At 72.3% G+C, this 23,442-nt stretch carries 19 protein-coding genes; 11 read left to right on the top strand and 8 right to left on the bottom strand.

What is annotated here, in order from left to right:
- Positions 1–8 precede the first annotated feature (8 nt).
- Together ACFW48_RS08080 and ACFW48_RS08075 are read left to right on the top strand one after the other, a co-directional pair.
- On the top strand, positions 9–452 hold the full coding sequence (locus tag ACFW48_RS08080; RefSeq protein WP_386312073.1) for an ATP-binding protein: 444 nt from the start codon (positions 9–11) through the stop codon (positions 450–452).
- A gap of 228 nt (positions 453–680) precedes the next feature.
- Positions 681–1,604 (top strand): helix-turn-helix domain-containing protein, encoded by a 924-nt coding sequence (locus ACFW48_RS08075; protein ID WP_386311506.1) that lies wholly within the window; start codon positions 681–683, stop codon positions 1,602–1,604.
- Positions 1,605–1,693: 89 nt separating this feature from the next.
- Here ACFW48_RS08075 and ACFW48_RS08070 read toward each other — a convergent pair whose 3' ends face one another.
- Positions 1,694–2,041, bottom strand: coding sequence for a DoxX family protein (locus ACFW48_RS08070; protein ID WP_386311504.1), 348 nt, complete (start codon positions 2,039–2,041; stop codon positions 1,694–1,696).
- A gap of 87 nt (positions 2,042–2,128) precedes the next feature.
- Between ACFW48_RS08070 and ACFW48_RS08065 the strand changes: the two genes are divergently transcribed.
- The 4 genes from ACFW48_RS08065 (at position 2,129) to ACFW48_RS08050 (ending at position 9,291) form a co-directional block, all read left to right on the top strand.
- Entirely contained in the window at positions 2,129–3,025 is an 897-nt protein-coding gene (locus tag ACFW48_RS08065; protein ID WP_386311502.1) for a LysR family transcriptional regulator, read from the top strand.
- 105 nt (positions 3,026–3,130) lie between these two features.
- A complete protein-coding gene (locus ACFW48_RS08060) occupies positions 3,131–4,246 on the top strand; it encodes an ADP-ribosylglycohydrolase family protein (RefSeq protein WP_386311500.1) in 1,116 nt (371 codons plus the stop codon).
- A 232-nt stretch (positions 4,247–4,478) separates the two neighbouring features.
- Positions 4,479–6,917, top strand: a complete 2,439-nt coding sequence (locus tag ACFW48_RS08055; protein WP_386311498.1) for a protein kinase — start codon at positions 4,479–4,481, stop codon at positions 6,915–6,917.
- A 34-nt stretch (positions 6,918–6,951) separates the two neighbouring features.
- Entirely contained in the window at positions 6,952–9,291 is a 2,340-nt protein-coding gene (locus ACFW48_RS08050) for a protein kinase (protein WP_386311496.1), read from the top strand.
- A gap of 39 nt (positions 9,292–9,330) precedes the next feature.
- Here ACFW48_RS08050 and ACFW48_RS08045 read toward each other — a convergent pair whose 3' ends face one another.
- The 3 genes from ACFW48_RS08045 to ACFW48_RS08035 form a co-directional block, all read right to left on the bottom strand.
- Positions 9,331–10,914, bottom strand: coding sequence for a sodium:solute symporter family protein (locus ACFW48_RS08045; protein ID WP_386311494.1), 1,584 nt, complete (start codon positions 10,912–10,914; stop codon positions 9,331–9,333).
- A 216-nt stretch (positions 10,915–11,130) separates the two neighbouring features.
- Entirely contained in the window at positions 11,131–13,041 is a 1,911-nt protein-coding gene (locus tag ACFW48_RS08040; protein ID WP_386311492.1) for an MFS transporter, read from the bottom strand.
- Between the two features lie 223 nt (positions 13,042–13,264).
- Positions 13,265–15,736, bottom strand: a complete 2,472-nt coding sequence (locus ACFW48_RS08035) for a D-alanyl-D-alanine carboxypeptidase (RefSeq protein ID WP_386311490.1) — start codon at positions 15,734–15,736, stop codon at positions 13,265–13,267.
- A gap of 189 nt (positions 15,737–15,925) precedes the next feature.
- Here ACFW48_RS08035 and ACFW48_RS08030 point away from each other — a divergent pair, with 189 nt between their 5' ends.
- The 3 genes from ACFW48_RS08030 to ACFW48_RS08020 all read left to right on the top strand — a co-directional run bounded on the left by ACFW48_RS08030 (position 15,926) and on the right by ACFW48_RS08020 (position 18,246).
- Positions 15,926–16,690: a GPP34 family phosphoprotein gene (locus tag ACFW48_RS08030; protein ID WP_386311488.1), complete on the top strand. Its 765-nt coding sequence runs from the start codon at positions 15,926–15,928 to the stop codon at positions 16,688–16,690.
- A gap of 332 nt (positions 16,691–17,022) precedes the next feature.
- Entirely contained in the window at positions 17,023–17,880 is an 858-nt protein-coding gene (locus tag ACFW48_RS08025; RefSeq protein WP_386311487.1) for a helix-turn-helix domain-containing protein, read from the top strand.
- 174 nt (positions 17,881–18,054) lie between these two features.
- Complete coding sequence (locus tag ACFW48_RS08020; RefSeq protein ID WP_210963792.1) at positions 18,055–18,246, top strand: DUF397 domain-containing protein; 192 nt, start codon at positions 18,055–18,057, stop codon at positions 18,244–18,246.
- A 114-nt stretch (positions 18,247–18,360) separates the two neighbouring features.
- Here ACFW48_RS08020 and ACFW48_RS08015 read toward each other — a convergent pair whose 3' ends face one another.
- The gene (locus ACFW48_RS08015) at positions 18,361–19,221 is read right to left on the bottom strand and encodes a MerR family transcriptional regulator (protein ID WP_386311485.1); all 861 of its coding nucleotides are present in this window, start codon (positions 19,219–19,221) and stop codon (positions 18,361–18,363) included.
- Between the two features lie 74 nt (positions 19,222–19,295).
- The gene (locus tag ACFW48_RS08010) at positions 19,296–19,817 is read right to left on the bottom strand and encodes a glutathione peroxidase (RefSeq protein ID WP_386311484.1); all 522 of its coding nucleotides are present in this window, start codon (positions 19,815–19,817) and stop codon (positions 19,296–19,298) included.
- A 180-nt stretch (positions 19,818–19,997) separates the two neighbouring features.
- On the opposite strand from ACFW48_RS08010, the gene ACFW48_RS08005 reads away from it, so the two are divergent.
- Entirely contained in the window at positions 19,998–21,086 is a 1,089-nt protein-coding gene (locus tag ACFW48_RS08005) for a PP2C family protein-serine/threonine phosphatase (protein WP_386311482.1), read from the top strand.
- An 8-nt stretch (positions 21,087–21,094) separates the two neighbouring features.
- On the opposite strand, the gene ACFW48_RS08000 is transcribed toward ACFW48_RS08005, so the two are convergent.
- Both ACFW48_RS08000 and ACFW48_RS07995 read right to left on the bottom strand, forming a co-directional pair.
- The gene (locus tag ACFW48_RS08000; protein WP_386311480.1) at positions 21,095–21,787 is read right to left on the bottom strand and encodes a DUF5701 family protein; all 693 of its coding nucleotides are present in this window, start codon (positions 21,785–21,787) and stop codon (positions 21,095–21,097) included.
- On the bottom strand, positions 21,784–22,677 hold the full coding sequence (locus tag ACFW48_RS07995) for a virginiamycin B lyase (protein ID WP_386311478.1): 894 nt from the start codon (positions 22,675–22,677) through the stop codon (positions 21,784–21,786). The genes ACFW48_RS08000 and ACFW48_RS07995 overlap by 4 nt, the downstream gene beginning before the upstream one ends.
- A 70-nt stretch (positions 22,678–22,747) precedes the next feature.
- Here ACFW48_RS07995 and ACFW48_RS07990 point away from each other — a divergent pair, with 70 nt between their 5' ends.
- The gene (locus tag ACFW48_RS07990; protein ID WP_386311476.1) at positions 22,748–23,389 is read left to right on the top strand and encodes a TetR/AcrR family transcriptional regulator; all 642 of its coding nucleotides are present in this window, start codon (positions 22,748–22,750) and stop codon (positions 23,387–23,389) included.
- Positions 23,390–23,442: the final 53 nt, after the last annotated feature.

The following is a 23,442-nucleotide window of genomic DNA, read 5'->3' as shown; positions in this document are numbered from 1 at the left end:
CGGCCACGCTGGGTGACGTGAATGCGAAATTGGACCTACAGGCCGCCTTTGTCGGACGGCGGTTCGCGATCCAGCTGTCCGCGACGCGAAGGGGCGCCCGGCTCGCCCGGCTGCTCGCCGAGCGCCAACTCGACGACTGGGGGCAGCCGTCCGAGGAGGTGACGCAGGTGGTGGCGGAGCTGGCGTCGAACGCCGTCCTGCACGGGCGCGTGCCCGGCCGGGACTTCCGGCTGGCGCTCCGGCTGCGCACCGACGGCACCCTCCGAGTCGAGGTGACCGACGCGCGGGGCGACCGGGTCCCGCGCGCCGCCGACCCGGTGGCGGACGACGCGGAGTCGGGGCGCGGGCTGCGCATCGTGGCGGCGTACGCGGACCGTTGGGGCGTGGACGAGGGGCCGTCCCCCGCCAAGACCGTCTGGGTGGAAATGACACCGGGTCGTGGCCGGACGTGACCCGGCCGGACGCGACGCCAAAGACCAAAGAACCGGGGAAAGAACCCAACCCACCCCTGCCGTCCCCGGCGCTCACTCTCCGGAGTGAATATCACCAACCCGGCTGGCGCAGGCAGGCGTTCGTGGTGCAGCGTCAGCCGCGACGACAACCACAGACATGATTCGGCCCCCGCCGGGACTGCCATCCCACTGCGAGGGCCTGATCACCGAGGAAGCGAGCCCTTCCCGATGACTGAGCAGCACCCTAGCGCGCGCTCGCGCGCCGCGTCCGGCCGTTTCACCGGTGGCGTCGAGCACGACAACCACCCCCACCACGACAACTTCACCGTGGTCGGGAACCACCTCCTCCAGCACCCGGAGCTGTCCCTGACGGCGATCGGCCTGGCCGTCCACATCCAGTCGCTGCCCGCCGGAGCCCCGGTCGGGATCAAGTCGCTGGCGGGCAAGTTCCCCGAGGGCGAGATCCGCATCGCCGCCGCGCTGCGGGAGTTGGAGGAGTACGGCTACCTCGCACGCACCAAGGAGCGTCTTCAATCGGGCCGAGTCGTGACCCGGACGGTCTCCCGCAACCGGCCGCGCGCCGCCTTCGCGGCCGTGGCGCGCCCCGCCCGGCCGGTCGCGGACGAGTCAGCATCCCCGGCCCTGGCGCTCCGTGCCGACGCCGCCCCGGTGACGCACCCGACGGTGAACCGGGCGGCGGACCCGATGGTGAACCAGGCGGCGGACCCGATGGTGAACCAGGCGGCGGTCCCGACAGTGAACCAAGGGGTGGACCCGGCGGCGGCGGCGGGGTTGCTCGCTCGTCTCCGCGTTCACGACTCCCGTCTGCTGCTGACCGAGCGTGACGTCCGGCGTCTCGCCCCGGCCGTCACGGCCTGGCTGGAGCGCGGCGTACCCGCGACGGCCGTGGAACGGACCCTGACGGCCGGTCTGCCCCAGGAGCCGATCCGTCACCCGGCGGCCTTTCTGGAACGCCGCCTCACCGCGGATCTGCCTCCGGCGCTCCCCGCGCCACGCCCGTCGGTCGCCGGCCCGCGTCGGCCCGACCCCCTCCAGACCTGTGACGGCTGCGAACGCGCCTTCCGCGCCCCGCGACCGGGCCGCTGCCGTGACTGCCGCGCGAGCAGCCCCACCGACCATGTAGCCGCGTAAACCGCGAACACCCGACGGCAATCCGTCCTCCGCCGGCTCATCCGAGCAGCCCGATGACAGAACCGCCCGAAGTGTTCACGCTTTCCGACTCACATGGCCACCAGGACGAGCGCGGCCGTGTTCAGAGCCAGGTACCCGGCAGGGAACGCGATGTTGTGGAAGACCCGCGTGCGGACGTGGGCGACGACGGCACCGACGAAGAACAGGACGAGACCGACCGCGGCGGCGATGCCGAGGGGCCGGACGCCGAGGAGGCCGATGAGGAGCCCGGCGGCTCCAGCGCCCTTGAGCACGGCCAGCCCCGGAATCCACGACGCGGGGACCTCCACCTCGGCCGAGTTGGCGAGGACGAACCGGGCCCCCATCAGGTCCGCGACGGCGATCCCCGCGTTCGCCGCGATGGCGACGACGGTGACGATCACATAGGCCGTGAACACACGCCTCTCCTTCCACCCGTTTCCCCGGACCAAGCCTTCACCTCGGCGTGCCGCGACGTCCAATACCTGCGCCTATAACCTGGCGGCATGGACGTCGACACCCGGTTGTTGCGGTATTTCGAGGCCGTGGCGGAGGAAGGGAGCCTCACCCGGGCCGCCGAGCGGTTGTTCGTCTCGCAGCCCGCGCTGACCAAGCAGGTCCGGCAGTTGGAGGCCGTGCTCGGCGTGGACCTGTTCACGCGGTCGAGGACCGGCATGACCCTCACCGAGCCGGGACGGGCGCTGGCGGAACGGGCCCCCGCCCTGCTGGCCGGGTGGGAACGGGCGGTGCGGGAGACGAGGTCCGCGGCGAGCCGTGCCGCCCGCGTCCTGCGGGTCGGGTTCATCGCCAGCGCCGCCAACGAGGCGACACAGCCGATCATCGCGGAGTTCGCCCGGCGCCGGCCGGGCTGGAGGGCCGAGATGCGGCAGGCCGCCTGGTCGAACCCCTCCGCCGGACTCGCGGACTCGGACGTCGACGTCGCCCTGGTGCGGCTGCCGTTCCCCGGTCAGGAGGCGCTGCGGGTGACGGTCCTGTTCAGCGAACCCCGCTGTGTCGTGCTGCCCGAGGCGCACCCCCTCGCCGCTCGCGAGGTGATCGCCTTCCGGGACCTGTGGGACGAGCCGTTCGTGGCGGCCCCGCCCGAAACGGGCCGGTGGCGGGAGTACTGGCTGGCCGCCGACGAGCGCGACGGCCACCCGGTGCGCGTCGGCGCGGTCACCGAGCAGCCGGACGACTGGCTCAGCGCGATCGCCAACGGATACGGCATCGCCCTCGCCCCCGAATCCGCGGCCCGCTTCTACACCCGCCCCGGCGTCGTCCACCGTCCCGTCACCGGAGTGAGTCCCAGCAGTGTCGGTGTCGCCTGGGCCCCGGCCGACGACGACAACCCCGTCGTCCAGGACTTCGTCCGCTGCTGCCGCGAGAGGCGCGTCACCAGGTGAACGTTTCCACACCGTTCCGCCCCTGAACCGGCCGCCCTGTTCGAATACAGTGCTGGACGTCGTACGTACGGAGAGTGGTGTGGGCAGTGCCGAGGGGAGGTCCAGGTGGGCGCGACAGCCGGTGCCGTCTGGGGGCGTGCCGAGCAGCAGGACTTCCGTAGCCGGGTACGTGGGACGCTGCTCGGGGTGGCCGTCGGGGACGCCCTCGGCGCGCCCGTCGACGGGCTCGGTCTCGACGGCATCCGGGAGGCGCACGGCGCGGAGGGCCTGACCGATCTGGCCGCCGCGTACGGCCGGCGCGGTGCCGTCACCCACCTCACGCAGGTCACCCTGTTCTCCGTGGACGGGCTGATCCGCGCCCAGGTACGGCGGGACACCGGCGCCTGGCATCCGCCGACCGACCTGCACCGGGCGTACCGGCGCTGGGCCGCCACCCAGCGCGACTGGGGACCCGACCTGCGGCGCAAGGACGACGGCTGGCTGGCCCACGAGGAGTGGCTGTACGCCCGCCGGGACGCGACGCGCGCGCTGCTGCTCGGACTCGGCGACGAGACCATGGGCACGCCGGAGGCGCCCAAGAATCCCGGTGAGCGCGGGCCCGAGGCGGCCGCCCGGTCGGCGCCGTTCGGGCTCCTGGTCGGTTGGGAGCCGCAACTGGTCGCCCAGCTCGCCGTGGAGTGCGCGGCGCAGACCCACGGCCACCCCACCGGCTATCTGGCGGCGGGCGCGTACGCCGTGATCGTGCACGGGCTGGCCCGCGGGGAGAGCCTGGACGGTGCCGTGCAGCGGGGACTCGCCCTGTTCGCCGCCAGGCCGGGGCACCAGCCCGTGTCGGACGCCCTTCAGCACGCACTCGGAGCGGTACGGCAGGGGATGCCGGGCCCGGGGCGGGTGACCGAGCTGATCGGCGAGGGGACGGCGGCGGGGCTGGTGGCCGCCGCGGTGTACTGCGCCCTCGTCGGGGAGGACGTACGGCACGGGCTGCGGCTCGCCGTCAACCACGGCGGGCCCTCCGCCGCGACCGGTGCCCTGACCGGCGGACTGCTCGGCGCGCTGCACGGGGAGACGGCCCTCCCCCCGGCCTGGCTGGCCGAGCTGGAGGGCCGTCCGACGATCCTGGAACTGGCCGACGACTTCGCCATGGAGATGACCCAGGGCCCCGCACTGCACGGCCCAGCGGGGTCGTCCCCGGGATGGCTGGCGCGATACCCGCGGGGTTAGCCGGCCGGGTCGGTTTCGCTGAGGCTCCCCGGGCACCGGCACCCCGCGAGCGAACGTCACACGGCCGTCGTGAGGTCGTCCCGATTGTGTGGGGGCCTGTGGACGGGCCGTACGCGCGGATGTAAAGGTGAGGCGCCGGACCAAGGTCAACAAGGGGACTGCGGGGGGCCGTTCACCCCTGGACGCGTGCTGCGGCGCCGTGTGTTCCGCAAGACGAGAGGGGCGCACCGCCATGCTGGGTGGACTGGGCGAGGGAGACCCGAGACAGGTGGGGCCGTACCGGATCCTCGCCCGGCTCGGGGCCGGCGGCATGGGCGAGGTGTATCTGGGGGCGGACGTACGTCCCGGCCCGGCCGGTGCCCGGCCCGAACTCGCGGCCGTCAAGACCATCCGCGCCGACCTGAGTGGCGAGCCGGCCTTCCGTGACCGCTTCCGCCAGGAGATAGCGACGGCACAGACGGTCCAAGGGCGCTTCACCGCCCGGTTGCTGTCCGGTGACGCGGAGGGGGCCGAGCCCTGGATGGCCACCGAGTACGTGGCGGGCCCGACCCTGGACCGCGCGGTGCGGGAGACCGGCCCGCTTCCCGTCGAGACGGTGCTCCACCTGGGCCTGGGCCTGGCACGCGCGCTGCGCGGCATCCACCACGCCCGCGTCCGGCACCGCGACCTGAAGCCGGCGAACGTGCTGCTCGGCGCGGACGGACCCCGGGTCATCGACTTCGGCATCGCCCGTGACTTCGGCGCGAGCACGATGACCGCCACGGGCGCGATGGTCGGCTCGCCCGGCTACATGTCGCCCGAGCACGTACTGGGCGGTCGCCACATCGTGGCCGCCTCGGACGTCTTCTGCCTGGCCGCCGTGCTGTGTTACGCGGCGACGGGTGCAACGCCCTTCGGGGACGGCCCGGTGGCCGCCGTGCTCTACCGGATCTCGCAGGCCGACGCGGACCTCGGCGCGGTGCCGGGGCCGGTGCGCGAGCTGATCGCGGACTGCCTGAGCCTCGACCCGGCCGCGCGGCCCGACGCCGTCGAGCTGGAGACCCGTTTCAAGGCGGCGGCGGAGGCTTCGGGGGCGGCGGAGAACGGCGCCACCGCCTGGCCCGCCGCGGTGCGGGCCCTGGTGGACCGGTACGAGGACGAGCTCGCACGGGTCGTGGCGCAGGCCGGACCGGTGCCCGGTCGCGCCCCCACGATGCCGGGCGCCTCACCCGTCCACAGCGCGGAGACCGTCACCGGCCCGCCCCCGGTTCCGGTGTCCGCTCCACCGCCGTCGCGCCCGACGGGCCTGTCCCGCCGCAGGATCTTGGCGGTGATCGCCGCGGCCGCGGCGGTGGGGGTGCTCGGGGCGTTCGGGCTGCGAGCGATGCAGGACTCCGGGAAGCCGGGCGGGGCGGAGGCCGGGGGCGGCAGCGCCTCGCCCACCGCATCGCCCAGGGCCTCGGCGACGGCCGAAGCGGTGGCGGAGAAGCCCTCCGGCCTCTACGAGGGCGGAGTCGACGGCACCCGGCACTTCCCGGCCGACCCGTCCGCCCGCCCCGACGGGTGGCAGCCGTGGACCACGCAGTTGCCCGGCCGTCCCAGATACTGTGCGCTGAACCCCGAGATCCTGGTCTGCCGCACGGTGGACGGCGGCATGGTCGCGGTGGGCGCGGCCGACGGCAAGCAGCGCTGGGCGGTGCCGTCCACCGCTCCGGGGCAGAAGGCGGCCGAGACCCCGATGAACGGCACCTGGCTCCCCGGCGGCGCCAAGCGGCCACTGATCCACGGTGACCTGGTGATCTCCTACGCGAGCGGCAAGGTGCGCGGAAGGTCCGTCTCCGGCGGCGAGGTCCGGTGGGAGCGGGGTCTGCCGGTGGGTGAACTCGCCAACAAGGCACCCCTGCTGATGGGCGAGGGCACCGTGTTCCTCACCGCGCACGACAAGGACGGGGTCGTCGTGCACGCCCTCGACGCGGAGACCGGTGAACCGCTGTGGCACAAGACCCTGTCCAACCGCACGGGGACCGGATCGGCCGGCTCCCACTACATGGCACTCGACTTCGCGGAAGGAAGGGTCCTCGCCACCACCGACAGCGGACTGACGGGCTTCGACGCCCGGACCGGCGCGGCCACCCACGCCGCTGTCGAAGAAGGCGGTGAATGCGAGAACATCCGGGTGGTCGCGGACAAGGTGCTCTGCGGTTCCGGCCCCAGGACCGTGGTGCTGGACACGGAGAACTACGCACCCGTGGGCGACCCCACCCCCGCCCCCTTCGGTGACTGGCCGGGCGCCGAGTACAGCGGCGCCTCCTCCCTGGCCTTCCTGGACGGCACCGCCTACCGGCTCGAACCGGCCGACGACCCGAACCGCGTCGTCCTCCAGAAGGAGGGGGAGGCCCTCGTCCGCACGGTGGGCGGCGCACCCCAGCCGGCCGAAGCGCTCACCTCGTCCTCCGTGATCGTCGGCAGGACAGCGGTGGTCGCGGACAACGAGTACCTCTACACCCTGCCGGTGGACGGCGGAGACGGCGGGCGGTACTGGGTCGAGGACTCCCCCGGAAACGACGCCCGGTTCCGGGACTCGGAAATCGGCATGGAGGCGTGGGGACCGCGCCTGATCTCACTCGGCGGGGTGCTGTACCTCGCCTACCACGACGGCACCGTACGCTCCCTCGCACTCCCGCCGGCCTGACCCACCGCATCCGCCCGAACTGGAGTACCCCGACGTGCTGCGCCCGCTCGACGCCCATGCCCCGTACGGCATCGGTTCCTACCGCCTGCTCGGCACTCTGGGCTCCGGCGGGATGGGCACCGTCCACCTCGCGCTCCCGCCGGACGGCGGCCCCGACGACCTCGTCGCGCTGAAGACGGTCCGCCGGGACCTGGAGCTCCAGCCCGACTTCAGGCTGCGGTTCCGTCGGGAGGCGCAGGCCGCGGGGGCCGTACGCAGCCCGTACGTCTCCGCACTCGTCGCCGCAGACCCGGACGCCGAACGGCCCTGGCTGGCCACCGAATACGTCGTCGGGCCCTCGCTCGACGAGGCGGTGTCCCGCGCGGGCGCGCTGCCCGTGCCCGTGGTCCGGGAACTGGGCGCCGACCTGGCCCGCGGACTGGCCGCCGTGCACGGTGCGCGGCTCGTCCACCGCGACCTGAAACCGGCGAACGTCGTCCTGGGCAGCGGCGGGCCCCGTCTCATCGACTTCGGCATCGCACAGGCCTACGACGCGACGGCGCTCACCGCGACGGGCATCATGGTCGGCTCTCCCGGCTTCATGTCGCCCGAACACGTCGCGGGCGACCGGTCGGTCACCGCCGCGTCGGACGTGTTCTGCCTCGGCGCGGTCCTGTGCTACGCCGCGACCGGCCAAGGCCCCTTCCACGACGACGAACTGGCCGCGATCGTCCACCGCATCGCGCAGGGCCGCCCCGACCTGTCGCGGGTGCCCGGTGAACTGTGCGAGCTGATCGCCGCGTGCCTCGACCCGGACCCGGCCCAGCGGCCGACGACCACACAGCTCGCCCGCGGCCTGGACCCGGCCGCCGCGAACGCCCGGCCGGGCGTCGCCCTCGAACCGCGGGCCGGAGCCTTCCCGTGGCCGGCCGGGATCACCCGGGTGATCGGCGAGTACGAGACCACGGTGGGCAGGGCTCTGCTGGCGCCGCCCGCGCCCCGGCACGCGCCCGGCCCGGCCGCTGCCTCGCAGTCCCTCCTGGCCGCTGCCTCGCAGCCCCGCCCGGCCGCCTCTTCGCAGCCCGCCCCTGCCGTCTCTTCGCAGCACGTCCCGGGGCGGGACACCCCGCTCGCCGCGCCGTCCCGCTCGCGCCGCGGCACCCGTCTGCGCTGGGCGGCGGGGGTCACCTCGGGCATCGCGGTCGGCGTGGTCACGGCCGTCCTGACGGCCACGCTCGGCGACGACGACACGGGCACCGGCGGCGGGGGCGGAGCGGCGGGGCCGGGCGCTCCGTCCGCCGCGCCGCCGACGGCCTTCGTCAGCAGCGACATGAGCGACTTCGGGCCCGACGCGATGGACCGGAGCAAGCTGCCGGGCGACTGGTCCCCCTGGAGCACCTCGTTCGAGGGCGAGGGTGAGCCGCGCGGTTGTGTGCTCGGCGGCACCACCCTGGTGTGCAGGCTGCACCAGGACTCGGGCCGTATCTCGCTGGAGGCGCGGAACGCGCGCGACGGCGGCCTGCTGTGGCGCTACCCGTCCGGGAACGACCGGGCGACGGCCGGGACAGGCACGGCCGAACCCGGCCTGGACGGTACGTACGCCTACGTGCCGTCGTCGGACGAGGACGGCATCACCGTACTGCGCCTCCGGGACGGTGAGCCCGTGGCCACCATGGGCACCAGGAAGGGGTATTCGCCCGTCAAGGCCCGCACCCACGGGGGCCGGCTGTTCGTCGCCTACCGGGAGAACGGTGGCAACGGCGGCGCGCTGGTCCGTGCCTTCTCTGCCACGGAGGGCCGGAAGCAACTGTGGGAGCGGAGGCTCGACTCGGTCGAACCCGGCTCCCTGGAGGTCGTGGGCGACTCCCTCCACCTCCACGGCCGTGGCGGGACCCTGGCTCTCGACGCCGAGGGGGGCAGGACGCTCGCCGAAGCGGCCGAGCGCTGCGAGCCGGTGGCGCGCGGCGCCGCCCACCTGTCCTGCCCGTCCGGGGTCCGCGACGGCACGACACTGGAGAAGGCGGAGGGCGACCACCGGGGCGAGCGCCTCATGGCGTTGAGCCGCACCGGCGTACTCCTGTCCAGCAGGGAGGGCGCGACGGACGCCGAGCAGGCGGAACTCGTCGCCCGCGACGTCACCACGGGCCGGGTGCGATGGACGCAGCCCTGGTCGGGGAGGGGAATCCTGCGGATCGCCGGGGACCAGCTGGTCGTGGCCGACCAAGAGGGCGTCGGCACGTCAGTCCTCGCCGACGGGCTGGGCGTCGGCACGTACCGCCACACCTTCAGCGGCTGGCCCACGGTCGGTGAGGGCCCGACCAGCACGCTGGTCCACGGCGGTGCCGTCTTCGTCACCTTCGAGGACGGCACCGTACTCTCCGCGTTCGCACCCTAGGAGCCGCGGGGCCGGGGCAGCGTGCTGGTCGGGGGTGGCTCAGTCCTTCACCCGCGCCGTTCCCAGCGCCTCCTCCACACCGCCCGCCGGGGTCGGGATCGCGGCCGCCGCGCCGGAGGCGTCGTCGTCGCCGTCCGTGTTGACCCGCTCGATGATCGCGAGCCGTTCCGGGGTGTCCTCCGGCTTCAGGAAACCGATCAGGACGTACAGGACCAGCGACACGGCCAGCGGGATCGACACCTGGTACTCCAGCGGCACCCCGCCCTCCACGTTCCAGTTGATCGGGTAGTTGACCAGCCAGAAGGCGAGCAGGCCCATCGCCCAACTGGTGAGCGCGGCCGTCGGGCCCGAGCGGCGGAAGGGCCGCAGCAGACCGAGCATCATCGGGATCGCGATCGGGCCCATCAGTCCGGCGACCCACTTGATCACGACGGTGATGATGTCCTTGAACGTCGGCGAGTCGACCTGCGTCGCCACCGCCATCGACAGGCCGAGGAAGACGACCGTCGCCAGCCGGGCCGCCAGCAGCCCGGCGCGTTCGCTCCAGCCCCTGGCCCGTGCCGACAGCACCGGCGCCACGTCACGGGTGAAGACGGCCGCGATGGCGTTGGCGTCCGAGGAGCACATGGCCATGGTGTGCGAGAAGAAGCCGACGATGACCAGGCCCAGCAGACCGTGCGGCAGCAGCTGCTCGGTCATCAGGGCGTAGGAGTCGGAGCCGTCCGCCTTCTGCGACTCCACCAGCAGCGGCGACATCCACATCGGGAAGAACAGCACCAGCGGCCAGACCAGCCACAGCACCGCCGACAGCCGCGCCGACCGCTCGGCCTCGCGGGCGTTGCTCGTGGCCATGTAGCGCTGGGCCTGGTTGAGCATGCCGCCGTTGTACTCGAAGAGCTTGATGAAGAGGAACGCGAGCAGGAACACCGTGCCGTACGGGCCGACCAGCGGTTCGCCGTGGCCCTGGAGTTCGGGCTCGTCCCAGACGCCGAAGAAGCCGCCGTGGTCGCCGAGTTTCACGACCACGGCCACGAACATCGCCACACCCGCGAGCAGCTGGATGATGAACTGGCCCAGCTCGGTCAGCGCGTCCGCCCACAGGCCGCCGATCGTGCAGTAGATGCCCGTGACGACGCCGGTGATCAGGATGCCCTGGTTGAGGGAGATGCCGGTGAAGACCGACAGCAGCGTGGCGATGGCCGCCCACTTCGCGGCCACGTCCACGATCTTCAGCAGCATGCCGGACCAGGCCAGGGCCTGCTGGGTGGGCAGGTTGTACCGGTTCTTGAGGTACTCCAGGGGAGAGGCCACGTGCAGCCGTGAGCGCAGCCGGTTGATGCGCGGCGCGAACAGCTTGGACCCGATGGCGATGCCGAGCGCGATGGGGAAGGACCAGGTGACGAAGGACGTGACGCCGTAGGTGTAGGCGATGCCCGCGTACCCGGTGAACATCACCGCGCTGTAGCCCGACATGTGGTGCGAGATGCCGGAGAGCCACCAGGGCATCTTGCCGCCGGCTGTGAAGAAGTCGCTGACGTTGTCCACGCGTTTGTGCGACCAGAGGCCGATCGCCACCATGACGGCGAAGTAGCCGATGAGCACGGACCAGTCGAGACCGTTCATGTGCCCCCTTCCGGGGTCCGCCTTGTGAACTCCGCTCAGCTGGTTGGCACTTCGCATGAGCGGGGTAGGGGCGAGGCAGGCCGCGAAGTGCCCGCTCATCGTGGTTGCGCCGACGCGGGCACGACAAGGAACGGGAGGGTCAAGAGCGAGTAAAAATGTTCGGCTTGCTGACCCCTGTTCACCTACATGAACACCCGAGGGGTGTCCCGAGGCCGCCTACTTCAGCTCGTCCGGGCACGGCGTGCCCCGCTTCAGCCCGTACGGCGACGCCAGCCGGTACGTTCCCGCCTCCGGGGCGATCAGCATCGTCCACTTGTCGCCCTCGGCGGTCTCCTCCGTCTCGGTCAGACAGCCGTTGACGTTGTCGTACGTCTTCGGCGTGCCCTCCGGGCCGTTCTTGGAGGCCTCCGTCTCCTGGGGCGGCTCCAGCTTCTTGCCCTCGGCGTCGACGAGGCTCAGCCACGGCGAGTACGGCATCCGGACCAGAACGCGGCCCGGCCGCTTCACGTCGATCGTCCACTCGTCCTGCTCGGCACTTTGGACGACGGCGTCGGGCTCGGCCAGCGGCGTCGGGTCCAGCACCTGGAACAGCTGCCAGTTGGCGTCGCCCCAGACCTGCTTCAGGTACGGCAGGCCCCGCTGGAGCAGCTCCCGCTCGCGTTTGCCGCCGTCGCCGTCCGGCTCGCCCTTGGGCAGCACCACGTAGTGCACGGCCCAGCGCTTCAGCCACTCGTGGTAGTTCGCCGAGTTGAGCGTGTCGTCGTAGAAGAGCGGGTTGCGCTCCATGTCGGCCTGGCGGGTCCAGCCGCGGGCCAGGTTCACGTACGGCGCGAGCGCCGAGGCCTCCCGGTGGGAGCGGGCGGGTACGGCCTCCACCCGGCCCTTCTCCGCGCCGACCTCCTGCAGCTCGTTGACGAGCGGCGCCAGCTCGCGCGCCCAGGAAGCGGTCGGCTGGGTGTGGATGACGTCGTCGGCCGACTTGAAGCCGATCCAGCCGGCGAAGCCGACGATCGCGACCACGAGCGCGTACCACTTGCGCGTCCGCGCCACCGTGAACGGCAGCGCGGCCACCAGCGCCGCCCCGGCGAAGAGCATCGCGAGGCGGGTGATGTTGGAGCCGATCTGGGAGCTGATCAGCCAGACCAGCAGCACGGACAGGCCGTAGACCGCCGACGTGATCCGTACGGTCGTCCAGGTGCGCGGCACGAACACGTACACCAGGCCCGCGTACAGGATCGGCAGGACCGCCGAGCCGAAGGCCATCGGCTGCGTACCGGAGAAGGGGAACAGCACCGCCGACAGCGCGACGACCGCCGCCGGGGCCAGACCCAGCGACCAGGCACCCGGGCGGCGCTTCTGGAGGAACAGGGCCACCGCCACCAGCCCCACGAACAGACCCGAGACCGGCGAGGCCATCGTGGACAGCGCGGCCAGCGGCGCCGCGCACAGCCCCTTGGCCCACCGCTCGTGCCGCCAGCGGTAGGGCCAGCAGAACACCACCGCGACCGCGCCCAGACCGAACATCATGCCCAGCCCGAACGTCACCCGCCCCGACGCCGCGTTGCCCAGCAGCCCGAACAGGCCCGCCAGCGACGCCCACAGCGGATTGCGGACCACCCGGCTGCGGATCAGGATCATCGTCAGCAGCCCGGCCGACAGCGTCCCCGCGATCATCATCGTCGTACGCACGCCGAGCACCGACATCAGATACGGCGAGACCACGCTGTACGACACCGGGTGCATGCCGCCGTACCAGGCGAGGTTGTACGCCGAGTCCGGATGGCGGCCGACGAACTCCGACCACGCGTCCTGCGCCGCGAGGTCGCCGCCACTGTTCGCGAACGTGAAGAACCAGGCGATGTGGAGGATTCCGGCCAGGGCGGTCACGGACAGCACGGGGTGGCGCAGCATGCGCTCGCGCAGGGCCAGGAAGGCGGCCTTCACAGCGGACGGCGCTTCCGGCTCGGCACGGTCCGGCTCACGGCCGCCGTCCGCCGGGCCACTGCCGGTCCGCCCGCTCCGCCCGCTCTCCCCGGCGTCCTTGCGGGGCGCGGGTACGTGTGGTCGCGGGCCGGCTCCCGGGCCCGGATCGGCGTCGTCGGCGCGTGTCGGCTCCGCAGTGGCCACCTGAAGGCACTCCCCGTGTCCCGTCTTCCGCTTACGGCCGTGTCCCGTTCCCCGTGACCGGCGACCTGCCCGTTTCGTGACGCTAGCACGCACTCCCGCACCGTGGCTTCCTCCCCTCCGGGACCCCGCGGCCACCCTCCGGGACCTTCCAGGACCTTCCGGGACGCGAACGCCCCCGCGGCCGGGTGGCCGTGGGGGCGTTCGAGTCGGCGCGGCCCGGCCGTCAGCCCAGGCGGGTCAGCTTGTCCGTGAAGGCGGGCTCCACGAGGTCCTCCTGCAGGGCGACCGGCACCTTCACCGCGCCGGCCGCCTCGCCGTCGCCGACCGTGAGCGTGCCGACCTTCGTGCCGGCCGCGGCCGTGTGCGGCACCTCGTCCGCCTTGAACGTCAGTTTGACGGTCAGGCCCGGCCAGCCGACGGCCTTGACGTCCTGTGTGGCGACGACCGGCGTCCGGCCGCCGAGGCCGTCGTCGACGTACCCGACGACGCTCCCCTTCTTCAGGATCGTCGACGACTCCAGCGTGTCCTGCGCGGCCCGGATCAGCTTGTCGCTGGAGTCCAGCGCGGCACCGAGGATGGTGTTGTCCTTGCCGCCCGCCGGCTGGCGGACCACGGCACCGACGATGGTCCGGGTCTCGCCGCCGACCTCCTTCTTCGCCGCGAAGACCAGGTTGCCGAGCGCGGAGGTGGTGGTGCCGGTCTTGATGCCGACGACGTCGTTGTGGCCGACCAGGTGGTTCCAGTTGGAGTGGTTGACGCCCTTGTAGTCGTCGTACGACATCATCGCGGCGACCTCACGGAACGCGGGCTCCTTCATCGCCTCCTTGGCGAGCTTCACCTGGTCCACGGCCGTGCTCACCGTCGTGTTGTTCAGCCCCGACGGGTCGGTGTACGTCGTGTTGGTCATGCCGAGGTCCTTCGCGGCGGCGTTCATCTTCTCCACGAACGCCTTCTCGGACCCCGCGTCCCAGCGGGCGAGCAGCCGCGCCACATTGTTCGCGGACGCGATCAGGATACTTTCCAGGGCCTCGCGCTGCGAGATCGAGTCGCCCTGGAACACGTTGACGGTCGACTCCTGGCCGGCCTGCGACTGGTCCTCCGCCGCCTGGTCGATCTCGATCTTCGGACCCTCGGCGCCGCTCTTGAGCGGGTGGTCGCGCAGGATGACGTACGCGGTCATGACCTTGGCGACACTCGCGATCGGCACGGGCTTCTGATCGCCGGACGAGCCGAACGTGCCGATGCCCTGCACGTCCAGCGCGGCCTGCCCGCTGGACGGCCACGGGATCTCGGGCTTGCCGCCCTCGAAGGTGAAACTGTCCTGCGCCGTGAGGTCGAGTTCCGGCGCGGGCAGTGCGCGCATCGACTGGACGACGCCGAAGACGATCACCAGCAGGATGACCAGCGGGGTCCAGATCTTGACCCGGCGCACCGTCGTCCGCAGCGGGGTCTCCGGGGGCGGCGGGGTGTTCGTCAGCTCCGCCAGCAGGTCCAGCGGCGGCTTCGGCGGCAGCGGCTGCTGCGTCGTCCGCTCGGGCCCGACCTGCGGTACGGCGGCGGTGGCCCCGGTACGGGGTGCCTGCGGCGCCCTGGGGGCCACGGGCGGGGGCTTGCGCGTCGCGGGGTCGTCCGGGTGCCGGAGCGCGACGAACTTGCTGGTCCGCTCGGCTTCGCTCTCGGCGGCCCGAGCGGGGGCGTCGCCGCCCTTGTCGTCCTTGCCGCCTTTGACGCCCTTGCCGGTCTTGGGCGGATTGGCGGTGTCGCCCAGCTTCAGCATGGTCGTCGGCTGGTCGACGGCGGGCGCGGAGGGCCGCGGGGCCTTGAAGACGGCGGTGGGGTGATCGACGGGTCGCTCGTCGTCCGCGGAGCCGTCGCGGGCATCGCTGTCGGCGGCCCCGGCGGCGCGCTCGTCATCCGGGCTCTCCGCGGGGTCCGCGGGTGCGTCGGAGCGGCCGTCGGACTCGCCGTCCGCGTGCTCTTCGGCGTCCTCGGACGCGTCGGAGTCCGCGGCGGCGGCAGCGTCCGCGCGCTCCTCCGTGCCCTCGCGCGCGTCGGCGCGGTCGTCGGAGTGGTCGTCGGACTCGCCGTCCGGGTGCTCTTCGGCGTCCGCGGGCGCGTCGGAGCCGGTCCCGGAGCCCGGGTCGGTGTCCGTGGCCTTCGCGTCGCGTCCGCCCTCGGGCGCGTCGGAGTCCGCGGCCCCCGCGCGCGCCGTGTCCTCGGCGCCGGCCTCCGCGGCGGCCCGCTCGTCCGCGGTCGCCACCCAGGCCGCGACGGCGTCCCGCAGCCGGCCGTCGGTGGTGGCGGCGGGCTCGGCGCGATCGCCCTCGGACGTGTCGGACGTATCGGAAACTTCGGATTTGTCGGACTCTTCGGGCGTCTCGGAGAGGCCGTCCTCGACGGAGTTCTCCGAGCCGGCGGCGTCGGCCTCGGCCTCCGTGTCGGAGTCCGCGTCGCCCTCCGCCTCCCGCTCGCGAACCGACAGCACCCGGGTCGCCGTATCGACGCCCCCACGGGACCCGGCGGACGCCGACGGCTTCGCGTCCTCCCGTGCCACCGCCAGCCGCGGATCACGCGTCTCGCTCGCCTCGGTCCTGGCCTCGGGAACCGGACCCGCGCTCCCCGACGTCGGTTCTTCCGACGACTCGCGCTGCTTCGAACTGTCGGGGGACTCGCCCGCCACCGATGCCTCCTCCATGCGCCGCACGTCCTGTGTGCGCTACCGAACCCGTACCGAAACCATGTACCAGTGTCCTGTGTACGGGGGTAACCCACGCGGTAGACGAGAACGACATACCTACTGGTTCCACTACGAACCGGTCACGCACCCTCGACAGACCAATGTGAGAGGGGTCACCCTGTCTCTCATCCACGCGGGGAGGCATGGATGGGCAGGAGCCGCAGAACACTTCCGGAGGAGCTTCTGCTGCTGGCGTTGGACCCGACCACGGGTACCACCGCACAGCCGCAGTCGCTCGACCTCGGTCTGGCCGGAGCACAGCTGGTGGAGCTGGCGCTGGCCGGACGGATAGCCCCAGACGGGGATCGTATCGCCGTGGTGGCACCACGGCCGACAGGAGATCCAACACTGGACTGCGCGTTGGAGTTGCTGCGAAGGCGTGGCGCTCCCGTACGGGCGGTCAACTGGATTGGCGGGCCCCGCCTGGGGCTGCGCCAGACCTACCTCTCGCATCTGGAGCGATGCGGCATGGTGCATGCCGTGGAGGGCCAGATGTGCGGGGTGCTGCCGACGACTCGCTATCAGGCGACGGACACGGCGATCAGCAGGGAGATCAAGGCCCGCCTTGACTCGGCGATCCGCACCGGCGTACCGCCGGACCCGCGGACCGCGGCGCTCGCCGCGCTGGCCCACGCGGTCGGTCTCGGCAAGCACCTCTACCCGGGCAACGAAGGACGCTCGTCACGGTCCCGCCTGCGGGACCTCATCAGGCACGACCCCATGGGCGGACTGGTGGCGCACGCGGTGATGGACGTCCAGAACGGCGCGGCGGCCCAGCCACGCCGTGCCCCGGCCCCGGCCCCGGCCGGCCGCCAGGCCGCGGGACCGGGAACCAGGCCCGCCCCGGAACCCGCCCGCGGTGTTCCGGCGCAACCGCGCCACGGATCCATGGCGCGTGCGGTGGCCCACTGAGCCGCACCCACCGCAGCAACGCACCGCAGTGAGCAGTCACAACAGCGAGTCACAGCAGTACCGCACCGCCGCACCGCCAGTCCCCTGTGCCCGGTCACGGGAGCCGCAGGTTCGCGCGGGGCGGCGGGACCGACCGTACGTCCGGCACGCCCGGACAGCGGTACGGTCCCGCCGCCCCGCGCGGCCATGTGTACGGGTGGCGCCCCGAACTGGCGTGTACGCGGCGCATATCGACCGTTTCCCAGCGGTAGAAAGCACCTTGGTGGCAGTCTGCTCAGCAGCAGATACGCAAAGTGGCAGGTATGAGTCACGCAGCCGGAGGTGCACGTCCCGTGGCGTCCAATGTCAATCCCACCGTCAGGCGACGCCGGCTGGGCCAGGAGCTGCGCCGGCTCCGTGAGCTCAAGGGCATGACGGCCGAGGAGGTGGCGGAGCGGCTGCTGGTCTCGCAGTCGAAGATCAGCCGCCTGGAGAACGGCCGGCGCAGCATCAGCCAGCGCGACGTCCGCGACCTGTGCGGGGTCTACGAGGTCGAGGACCAGCGGATCGTCGACTCGCTGATGCAGATGGCGAAGGACTCGCGCCAACAGGGCTGGTGGCACGCCTTCGGGGACATCCCGTACAGCGTCTACATCGGCCTGGAGACCGACGCGGAGTCGCTGCGGACCTACGAGCCCCAGATCATCACCGGCCTGTTGCAAACCCGGCCGTACGCCGAGGCGCTCATCCAGGGCGCTCTGCCCGAGACTTCGGTCGCCGACATCGAGAAACGGGTCCAGGTCCGCATACGGCGCCAGGAGCGCATCTCCGCCGACAGCAACCCGCTGCGGCTGTGGGTGGTCCTGGACGAGGCCTGCCTGCGCAGGGTGGTGGGCAGCAAGCAGGTGATGCGCGAGCAGCTGGAGCACGTCGCCGAGATGTCGCAGCTGCCGCACATCACCGTGCAGGTGCTGCCGTTCGACGTCGGGGCGCACCCCGGCATCAACGGTCAGTACTCGATCCTGGAGTTCGCCGACGCCGCCGACTCGAGCGTCGTGTACATCGAGGGCGTGACCAGCGACCTGTACCTGGAGAAGGCGCAGGACGTGCAGAAGTACACGGTGATGTACGAGCATCTGCGGGCGCAGGCCCTGAACGTGGAAGAGTCGCGGCGGCGCATCGAGGATGTGGCGAAGGAGTACGCCCGCTGACGTGGCGGCGGATGCTACACCCCTGGTGCGCGGTCTGGAAGAGTCACCTGGAATATGCCATCCGGTCGGGTGAATGGCTGCTCCGATCGGCGAGAGCAGCGAGTAGCGTCGATCACGCCAAAGATCAAGCGTCATTGGCGTAAACCGCACTCAGCACTCGCCATCGGAGCAGACATGGCAATTCTTCAGGGCGCCCAGGAATCGTGGACCAAGTCCTCCTACTCCGGAGGAAACGGCGCGTGCGTCGAGGTCAAGTCACCGGTCGTGGCGGCACTCGCCGTCCGCGACTCCAAGGTCACCGAGGGCCCGGTCCTGGCCTTCCCCGCAGACGCGTGGAACGCCTTCGTGACCTCGGTCAAGGAGTAACGACTCCGCGCGCCGCCCAGGCACGACGGAGCCCTCTCGACCAGTTCGCCGACCTTGCCGAGAGGGCTCTGTTCAGTTCCGACCCCGCGTCAGCTCAGCTCGGTTCGGTCGAGCTCAGCTCACGGGGAACGCGATGTCGCACACCGGGTCCTCGGGGCCCGACGCCTCCCAGTCGGCGAAGTACACCTCACGGCACGGACCCGCCACCGACAGGCCCTGAGCGGCGACCCACTCCTCCACCGCCTCGAAGGCGGCCAGGATCTGCGGATGGGCCACCTGCGCCTTGGTGATCCGGGTGTAGGCCAGCCGCCGGGCCGGCTCCACCCGCACCTGTGACTGCCAGGCCCGCCCCCGCTCCTCGCTCCACGCCCGGGCCGCCACCTCGTCGGCGACCGGCACGCACGACTCCGCCGGGCCGTCGCTCTCCATCGACACCTCGGCGTGGTAGACGACGAACGGCGCCGCCGTCACACCCCCGCAGCCCCGCGCCGCCTCCTCCAGCCGGGTCAGCGAGGCACCGATCCACGCCGGCAGCTCGCCCGCCAGCGTGTGCCGGGTCTCGCTGATCACCACCTGCGCGGGCACGTCCACCGTCTCGACCACGAACTTTCCGTACACCTCGGAGCTCCTCCCCGAAAGACGTCCACGGAGGTAGTCGGCGAGCGTCCGCTGCCCGGCCACCCGGGCCTCCACTCCCGCCCAGTAGGCGTCGAGCAGAACGGCGGCCCCGGGCCCGTCCGCGTGGACCACCTCCGCGACCTTCGCGAGCGGCATGTCCAGCTGGCGCAGCAGGGCCACGAGCCGGGCGCGTTCGGTCTGCCCGGTGCGGTAGTAGCGGTAGCCGGTGGTCTCGTCCACATGGTCGGGCACCAACAGGCCCATACGGTCGTACAGCCTGAGAGCCTTGGCCGACAGCCGGGCCCGCGCGGCGAACGCCCCGATGGTCAGCAACTCGTCGTCGCGGGCACCGTCCACGTCGTCATCCTCCGTCGCCGGGCGGCCTGTTCCGCCCGGCGACGACGACGCTCGGGCCTGCCCCAGGGGCAAGGTCAACCCGCCAGCCGCTCCTCCACGGCCGCCACGACCTCGGCCGACTCCGGCTCGGCCTGCGGCGAGAACCGCGCGGCGACCTTGCCGTCCCGCCCGATCAGGAACTTCTCGAAGTTCCAGCGGATGTCCCCGCTGTGCCCCTCGGCGTCGGCGAAGCCCGTCAGCCGGTCGTACAGCGGATGCCGGCCCTCCCCGTTGACGTCCACCTTCTCGGTCATCGGGAAGGTCACGCCGTACGTCGCCGAGCAGAACTCGGCGATCTCGTCGGCGCTGCCCGGCTCCTGGCCCATGAACTGGTTGCAGGGCACGCCGAGCACGGTGAAGCCCTGCTCCGCGTACCGCTCGTGCAGCCGCTCCAGGCCGGCGTACTGCGGGGTGAGCCCGCACTTGGAGGCCACGTTGACCACCAGTACGACCCGGCCCGCGTACTGGGAGAGGTCGGCGGATCCGCCCTGGAGGGCGCCGATCCCGACGTCAAGGGGGAGGCTGTCGTTGCGCTGCGTGTTCTCTGAGGTCGTCATGCCCGGATGCTAGCCCCGCGACATGTCGTGCCGACGGGCGCGTCGCTCGGCCTCGATTGGGTTAAGGACCGCTCGGGAACTCCTGCGCGATCAAACCGTTGCATAGTCTAAGAGACTGGGGAGGGACGCCTGAGAACAAGGGAGAAGGCGACTCTTGAGCGCTGCGACACCGGAGTAGTCATGACCGTGAAGAAGTCGCCATCCAGCTCCACGATGCTGTCCTGGATGCCTGCCGCGGCCATGACCGTGGTCGCCGTCGTGGATCTCACGGCCGGGCCGGGGGTGGGGCTCCTGCCGCTGGTGTCGCTGGGACCGGCGTTCGCCGGACTGGTCGGCGGCTGGCGGCGTACGGCGGTGATCGGGCTGGTCGCGCTGCTGCTCTGCGTGGGCCTCGGGCTGTACAACGGGCTCTTCGACCGCCCCCGCGGCTACACCGCCATGGTGTCGGTGGCCGGTGTGACCGGCGTCGGGATCGCGGCGGCCGTGATGCGCTCGCGCCGGGAGGCGGAACTGGCCAGTGTGCGGTCGATCGCGGAGGTGGCCCAGCGGGTCCTGCTGCGCCCGGTACCGCTGACCGCGGGCCCGCTGCACGCGGCCGTCTCGTACACCTCGGCGCTCGCCGAGGCCCGGATCGGCGGCGACCTGTACGAGGTGGTGGCCTCCCCGCACGGCGTCCGGGTGATCGTGGGCGACGTGCAGGGCAAAGGCCTGGCGGCGGTGGAGACCGCGGCCAGGGTCCTCGGCACCTTCCGGGAGGCGGCGTACGACGAGAAGGACCTGGTCAAGCTCGGCGAGCGGCTGGAACGCAGCGTCGCCCGCGAGCTGGAGGACGAGAAGTTCGTGACCGCGATCGTCGCCGAGATCGGCTACGACCACCAGGTCGTCCTCCTCAACTACGGCCACCCGGCCCCGATGGTCGTCCACCGCGACGGCACCGCCGACTTCCCGGAGCCGCCCTCCTACGCCCTCCCGCTGGGCCTGGGCGCGCACGGCGACCCCGGCCCGGAGCCGTTCCCGGTGCCCTTCACCCCCGGCGACCAGCTGCTCCTCTACACCGACGGCGTGACGGAGGCCCGGGACGACGAGGGCGGCTTCTACCCGCTCGCCGAACGCGCCCACCTCCTGAAGGACTCCGACGTCCACCGCGCCCTGGACGCCCTCCGCGAGGACCTGGTGCGGCACGCGGCGGGGCCGCATCACGACGACGCCGCGATGCTGCTGCTGCGGTACCAGGGCCATGGCGGCGGGGGAGCGGCCGGACCGGCGTGAGCGTCCGGTCAGGCCCGCCGGCCGCCGGCCGACGCCATGCCGAGCCAGGTGTGCGGGTTGCCCTCCCAGCACCAGCCGAGCTTCGGGGCCTTCTGGCTGATCCAGATCGCCGGGACCCGGCGGTCGCCGGACCGTGAGCCGCCCAGCGAGAAGCACTTGTTCTTGACCAGGATCCGCGGCGCGTGCGTCATCAGCGCGATGCCCTCCTCGATGGTGAGCGGACTGCGGTCCCGCTCGGCGACGGTGGCCATCGCGTCGCCCGGCACGTCCCCGCAGAACTCCTCCCCGCGCTCGACGTCGAACAGCAGGTGGACACCGTCCGGGCAGGGCGGCGCGGCCTCCTCGGTGGCGACGAACCGCTCCAGGGAGCCGGGCTCGAAGCTGCGGTCGACGAACCCGGGCAGCCGGCCGCCGTGCAGCGTGGTCAGCGGCATGGCCCGCTCGATCGGGGCGAGCTCGCGGGTGACGACCAGGACGAACGGCACCCGGCCGGACACGGCGGCGTCGTACTCCTGGCCCGGGTCGCCCGCGTGGGCCACGGCCTCGGCGCGCAGGGGCGCCACCAGCTCGGCGAACTCCTCCTCCGTGCGCCCGGAGAGCGCCGGGTAGCCGAGCGCTTCGAGCGTACGGACCTGCCGGTCGAACTCGGCGGCGGCGTCGAAGACGGGGGAGTCGATGGTGTGGTTCGTCTGCTCGGTCAAGCGAGGTTCTCCTTCACGGTGGTTTCGATTCTGGCCAGGGAGCCGGTTTCCAGGGCGCACCACACGGCGCCGTCGTGCCGGGCGATGCCGTGCGGTTCGCTGTCGGGGCGGGACAGCGCGTACGAGGTGACGCGGCCGTCGACGGTGATCCTGCCGACCCGGCCACTGCCCCACTCGGTGAACCACAGCGCACCGTCGGGCCCGGCCGTGACCGCGTGCGGCCGGGCCGCGGGGTCGGACAGCGGATACTCGGTGATCTCGCCGTCCACGGTGATCCTGCCGATCCGCCCGGCCCCGATCTCGGTGAACCACAGCGCGCCGTCGGGCCCCGCGGCGATGCCCACCGGCGCGGCGCCCTCGGTCGGCAGGGGGTGAGCGGTGCCGCGGCCGTCGGTGGTGAGCCGTCCGACGGCGTTCTGTTGGTTGAGGGCGCACCACAGGGCCCCGTCCGGGCCGACCGTGAGGGCGGACGGGAAGGCGCCGGGCGCCGGGTACTCGGTGACCTCGCCGTCCATGGTGACGCGGCCGACGCGGTCGACGCCGGACAGCGTGAACCACATGGCTCCGTCCGGCCCGGCGACGATTCCGAACGGCCCGCCCTCGGAGGTCAGGGGCGCGAAGGAGGAGTAGCTGCCGTCAGGGGCGATACGGCCGACGCGGTGCGCCCGGTACTCGGTGAACCACATCGCCCCGTCCGGGCCCGGTGCGATCACGGTCGGCCCGGCTCCGACCGGGTGGACGGTGACACTCCCGTCGCCCGGGTCCCGGCGGGCTACGGCGTCCTGGTGGACGAGGGTGAACCACAGGGCGCCGTCCGGCCCTTCGGTGAGGGCGTAGGGGCCGGCGTCCGGGCTGCTGACGGTGTACTCCCGTATGGATATTTCGTTCATCGAGTCTAATTTTACGCAGAGAGTATCCTCATCGTCAACATATAAATACTACCGGGGTAAGATTAACCGCATGGACCTGAACACACCGGCGCCGGGCCTCCGCGAGACCAAGAAGCGCGAGACGCGGCAGCTGATCTCCGACCACGCGACCAGGCTTTTCATCGAGCAGGGCTTCGAGCGCACGACGATCGCGGAGATCGCCGACGCCGCCCGCGTCGCCAAGAAGACGGTGACGAACTACTTCCCGCGCAAGGAGGACCTGGCCCTCGACCACCAGGAGCAGTTCGTCGGCGCCCTGGCCGGCACCGTCGCCGCGCGCGAACCGGGCGAGACCCCGCTGGCGGCCCTGCGCCGTGCCTTCCTGGCGTCGGTGGAGGCCCAGGACCCGGTCGCGGGCTTCGCCGGCCCGGCCTTCACCCGCATGATCGCCGACAGCCCCACCCTCACCTCCTGCCTGCGCGGCCTCCACGACCGGCGGGAGGAGGCGCTGGCCGCGGCCCTGGCCGGGGCGACGGCCGCCTCGCCCGACGACATCACACCCCGCACGGCCGCGGCACTGCTGGGCGGAGTCCACCGGGTTCTCTTCTCCCGCATCCAGGAACTGACCCTGGCCGGCTCGGCCGACCCGGAGATCGCGGAGGTGCTGACGCGGGAGGCGCCGCGCGCCTTCGACCTGCTGGCACCGGCCCTGGCGGAGTACGGCCGCTCCTGAGCGGCTCCACGCCAGCTGGGAGCGCGTACGCGAAAACTCCTGTGCGTCGGCTC

Source organism: Streptomyces sp. NPDC058812 (assembly GCF_042744565.1).
GTDB classification, from domain to species: Bacteria; Actinomycetota; Actinomycetes; order Streptomycetales; family Streptomycetaceae; genus Streptomyces; species Streptomyces thinghirensis.
Note: the sequence above shows the minus strand (reverse complement) of the source record. Positions and strands in the feature narration are given on the sequence as shown.

Excerpts from the sequence above, each read along its gene's own strand:
- ACFW48_RS08075 (WP_386311506.1), top strand. The coding sequence starts at position 681 with ATGACTGAGCAGCACCCTAGCGCGCGCTCGCGCGCCGCGTCCGGCCGT.
- ACFW48_RS08065 (WP_386311502.1), top strand. The coding sequence starts at position 2,129 with ATGGACGTCGACACCCGGTTGTTGCGGTATTTCGAGGCCGTGGCGGAG.
- ACFW48_RS08055 (WP_386311498.1), top strand. The coding sequence starts at position 4,479 with ATGCTGGGTGGACTGGGCGAGGGAGACCCGAGACAGGTGGGGCCGTAC.
- ACFW48_RS08045 (WP_386311494.1), bottom strand. The coding sequence starts at position 10,914 with ATGAACGGTCTCGACTGGTCCGTGCTCATCGGCTACTTCGCCGTCATG.
- ACFW48_RS08035 (WP_386311490.1), bottom strand. The coding sequence starts at position 15,736 with ATGGAGGAGGCATCGGTGGCGGGCGAGTCCCCCGACAGTTCGAAGCAG.
- ACFW48_RS08030 (WP_386311488.1), top strand. The coding sequence starts at position 15,926 with ATGGGCAGGAGCCGCAGAACACTTCCGGAGGAGCTTCTGCTGCTGGCG.
- ACFW48_RS08020 (WP_210963792.1), top strand. The coding sequence starts at position 18,055 with ATGGCAATTCTTCAGGGCGCCCAGGAATCGTGGACCAAGTCCTCCTAC.
- ACFW48_RS08010 (WP_386311484.1), bottom strand. The coding sequence starts at position 19,817 with ATGACGACCTCAGAGAACACGCAGCGCAACGACAGCCTCCCCCTTGAC.
- ACFW48_RS08005 (WP_386311482.1), top strand. The coding sequence starts at position 19,998 with ATGACCGTGAAGAAGTCGCCATCCAGCTCCACGATGCTGTCCTGGATG.
- ACFW48_RS07995 (WP_386311478.1), bottom strand. The coding sequence starts at position 22,677 with ATGAACGAAATATCCATACGGGAGTACACCGTCAGCAGCCCGGACGCC.
- ACFW48_RS07990 (WP_386311476.1), top strand. The coding sequence starts at position 22,748 with ATGGACCTGAACACACCGGCGCCGGGCCTCCGCGAGACCAAGAAGCGC.